The organism is Microbacterium sp. Bi128 (genome assembly GCF_918698205.1).
Genome location: NZ_CAKKMM010000348.1, coordinates 1 through 4,493, shown reverse-complemented (window position 1 = coordinate 4,493; position 4,493 = coordinate 1). Strand labels below are relative to the sequence as shown.

Genomic DNA, 4,493 nt, shown 5'->3' with positions numbered 1-4,493 from the left:
ATTCCCCACACTCATAGGAACCGGTGCAGGCTTACCGACCGCCAATCCACGAGCCATCACGACCGCCGAGCTGGGTACCAAGCGGAGGTCGGCGGTGGCCGACACCCAAGCATTTCCGGCCTGTCCAGCGGCTATAAGATCCGGAGCTCACTCGATATCCACCAGTTTCTCCACAGAAGTTATTCACACCGTTATCCACAGGTGCTGAGAGATTATTCACATGCCCTTCCTAGTGAGTGGCCGAGCGCCGTCGCCCCTCCGGTACTGGTCCTCTGACCCGCCATCCGCCGTGCCGGGGATATGTCCTGGACCCCAATGAGGAACTCCGGCCCGCAATCAGGTCTTCGAGCGTATATCCCTGAAAAATTAACCGTAGAACGGCGATTTAGTACATCTTCGCGAATGCTTGGACCATCGTCGCTGCACACCATAGTCATGTTTCACGTGAAACGGACAGTGGGCCCTCAAAGGAGGTTCGGGGCAGTTGTCACGGCAGCAGCTCGTACAAGAATCTGGCGTCCCGAGCGGGCTGCCGTCAGTCACTAATCCACAAAGTTATCCACAGCAATATCCACCGCCCTATCCACCGCGCCATCGACCGGCCGCTGGCTAAAACTCGGGCCGGGAGCGGCCCCGCGAACCTCGCCTGGATGCAGCTTTGACCTGCGGTGAAGTACCCTCCGGACGTGTCATCCCAGGGCGGCCGGGAGCTGCAAATCCAGGTGGGTCGAACCAAAACCCGTCGAACGCCGGGACCGCCGACGTGTCATTGCATCGCCCGCCGCGCCGGCCGAAGCCAGCTTGTTCCACAGCGCAAGGCGGACTTCAAGAAGACCAGGGGAGCGGAGTCACTGTCCCAAGGAACTCTCCCGTCCCACGTCCAGGTGATCGTTTTGCCGGGCCAAGATGCGACGACGGCACCCGCTGAATCGATGGGCTTTGCCGGGCAGCTCACATGCTCTGAGCTCGGAGACCTTGGCGGCCCTCACGCCCTCGCTGGGTCTGTCCGGTCGATCATCTTTCCACTCCGGTCCTCGCGGACCCGCCGGGTCCGTTGGCCGATGCCAACACGAAGAGGCTCGTCGACCGAGTGTTTGTCATGCGTTGTTTGCATTGAGACGGCCCTGGACGTGTCCCGACTGATGCATTGCCTGTCGACCCGGGGATTCGGATGAGGGAGGCACCGGACTGCAAACGCGGTCGGGTCGGTCGAGCCCGCACAGTTGACACGCGCATGCACGAGTCCCGAACCCAATCAGATTGGTCCGGATGCAGACCTTCCTTCTTTGCGGTTTGAATCCCTCCGGTTGCCGCACCAACTTACGGGTCCCGTGCGATCAGCGGATTGGATCCTGCAGGCAACTGCGCCCTGGTGCCCGGGGCGACGAACCTGGCCGCCCGAAACACACTGGTCCGGGGGAGCGGACCCGGCGCGGGTAGCCGTGTAGTTGGAACATGCAGCAGCTCGGCTGCTTCCCTATGATGGCGGCTGGATGCCCACACAAGAGCCATCCCGACAGTTCCAGCCAGGCCGTATCCACAGGAAGGCGTGGTCGGCGTCTGGGATCAGTCGGCACGGCCCTGACCCTACTTCACATGGCCTCCGCTTCCCTTCTCGCGGGTGCGGCGCGCGGCCTGAGCTCCTGCCGGAAGACTCCTTCCAACCACTCTGCAGCAGGATCAGCCGGTGTGCAGCAGTACTGGATCTGCACTGCACTCTCATCAAGCGGGTACTGGCAAGCCGGCAGGTGCGTCAGCAGCGGCACAGTGTGGGGGGCCCGCGAGGCGTCCGGTGTGCTGTTCCGGATGAGGGGAGCCGTGTCCGGAGTGCCGGGAAAGACCCCCCAGGGCCATCTCGGCTATTGGATAAGGCGTCGGGCTCACCGGAGGAAGCTGAAAAATGCGGCAGGAACAGCACGCCCGCCGGGGCCCCCAGGAGATCAGGCATGCCGGCATGGCGCATGGTTACAGCTGAATGCGGCGACGGGACTGCAGCAGAACGTTGGCGGTCATGGCACCCGGCTACCTGGGTGGGGAGGATGCGTGTCAGGGCCCCGGTTCCCTTTGCCCGGGTCCCGGCAAACTGACAGGCACAATCATGTACCGAATGCGGAATCGGGGACGTCGGAGCAAGCCGGCGAAAGGGGTGAGCGGCAAGTTAGCGGGGGAGTCGAAGGACGCAGACATCCGCAAAGCGAGGCAGTTCCGGTCAGCTTTCGCGATCAGACTCCCACAAGAGGTCTTCAACAATGCGATCGAGACTACATGCTTCCTGTGGCGCCGACGCCAGATCACCGTCCGCATCACGGCCCGCGTCCGTTCCCGCGCCAAGGTCGGCGTCCAGGTCTGCGCCGTCGACTTTGTCCCGATCTTCGTCCACGCCCACATCGAGACCTCTGTTGAGGTTCGCTTTTCGAGGCGCGTGTCCGGCGCCAATTTCTACCGTAACCACCGGAACGTTCCTACAAAGCCATGGCCCGAACCCGACGAAGCAGCAAGCAGACCAACCTGCCGGCCCGCGCGCGAACCCACGGTTCAACCCACTTCAATTTTCGTTCACGGAAGCTGCCCCCACGACCCGTGATCGTAAGCAGCGAGAGAGTGCCGCCGGCCTCCGCCAGGACCGGACAGTGCCGTATTAGAGCATCCCGAGGCGTGCAAGGCTTCAGATGCCCTGCAGCTTGCTTAGCCTTCGTTCAGCCAACCACGCGGGCATACAACGCAGTAGCGGCGCCATATGACGCTTTCAGAGGCGCCCAGGAGCAGGTGATCCCGCAGAGACTGGGAACGGTACAACAGTCGCTCCGAGGTTCGTCTGTGGCTGCGGCGAGCTTGCTCCGCCGCCAAGCAGCAGCCACGCCGTAGTGAGCCGCTTCTCCTGCTTCGCACCGGCATGGACCAATGTGGTCGCATGGCGCACCCGCGGCCGGCCCGGCCGACAGGCAAAAGTGGGCCATAGCTGTGGGTCGATTCCTTGCAAGGGGAAGCCGAACCATCATGACGCAGACGGTGGACCCTTGGTCAAACGACTGGTCGGCACCCCAGTCCACCGGCATTGCGCTGACCACCTACGGTGCAATGGCCGAGCCGGATCGCCAATCCGCAGGCGGACTCGCATGGGCAGGGATGTGGTCCGGCTGCCGGATTGACGACTGCGCAGCGGTCTCCAACCGCTGGCCGGATTCATCTGCCCTTATGTCTCCTCACATAGGTGCCCAGCCTGCCTGGCGTTCGATGGGGCAAGGCGCAGATTCGCGGCCCCGTTTCACGTGAAACATTGACGGACCACTCCAGCCCAGATGGTCCGTGAGCTCTGGAAGGCGGCGAAGATGGCTGTTGCTGACTAGCGCGATCGCAGCGGCACCGGCAGAGAGGGGGCCCTTCCGCAACAACGAGAACTGTGCACCTGCCATTTATGAACGGTGTGGCCGTTCCATGCGATCAGAAGCTCCACCCACGGAACGCAACAGAGTGGACGGTACGGCCACCGGAAACGCATCGGACTCCACGCTCAGGAAGCTCCGCCCCAGTCAGGGACACCCGCCTGCCCAGCACCAGCCCGTCGTTCCGCACGTGTCCCTCGGTCTCGCCCAAGCAGGGCCGGCGATGCTGACGATTTCCACAGAAAGACCACGGCACTGCGTCGGCCCCCCACCCACGGCCGCAACCCGCGAGAGCCCGGGCCAGGACGGAAGCGAGAGAGCCGCCGGAACTAGTCGGCGCCACCGGTGCCGCCCCGTTACCTTTTTCGTAGCCCGTTCCTGTTGCAGGATGAGGGTATGCTGGCCTGCCGGCCCCGGCATGATTGCCGCCCCCAGTCGTCAATGATCCGGGGGGTGTTGTCACCGGGGTCCGGTAGGTGCCGGAGAGACCGCTAATAGAGGCAGGACAGTTTGGGATCGTCGTGCGTAGCGTGGATGCGGGCTCTGACACCGCGGACAGTCCAGCACAGGTATCAGCTGCTGTGACGGCGAGGTACAGGTGATCGGAAACCACGAAAGCATTGATGTCTTCATCGGCCTGGACGTCGGCAACGGCGAGCACCACGCCGTTGCAGTGGACCGGACGGGGATGAAGCTCTTCGACAAGGCTTTGCCCAACGACGAGGCCCGGCTGCGCGAAATACTGACTTCTCTGGGCAAACACGGCCGCATTCTGCTGGTCGTTGACCAGCCCGCGACGATCGGTGCACTCCCCGTCGCGGTTGCCCAGGCCGCCCGTGTCACCGTCGGATACCTGCCCGGGCTGGCGATGCGCCGGATCGCGGACCTGCACCCGGGCGAAGCGAAAACCGACGCCCGGGACGCGTTCATCATCGCCGAAGCGGCCCGGACCATGCCCCACACACTGCGCTCCATCCAGATCGCCGATGAACAGCTCGCCGAACTGACCATGCTCTGCGGCTTCGACGACGACTTGGCAAAACAGGCCACGCAACATCGAACAGGATCCGAGGCCTGCAGACCCAGATCCACCCCTGCCCTGGAGCGTGT

At 63.6% G+C, this 4,493-nt stretch carries 1 protein-coding gene and 1 pseudogene; one reads left to right on the top strand and one right to left on the bottom strand.

Annotated features, from left to right (window positions below; genetic code table 11):
• Positions 1 to 2,209: 2,209 nt before the first annotated feature.
• The gene (locus tag LQV45_RS18725; protein WP_230008313.1) at positions 2,210 to 2,452 is read right to left on the bottom strand and encodes a hypothetical protein; all 243 of its coding nucleotides are present in this window, start codon (positions 2,450 to 2,452) and stop codon (positions 2,210 to 2,212) included.
• A gap of 1,461 nt (positions 2,453 to 3,913) precedes the next feature.
• Between LQV45_RS18725 and LQV45_RS18720 the strand changes: the two are divergent.
• A pseudogene (locus LQV45_RS18720) lies at positions 3,914 to 4,493 on the top strand (IS110 family transposase); the annotation flags it as partial.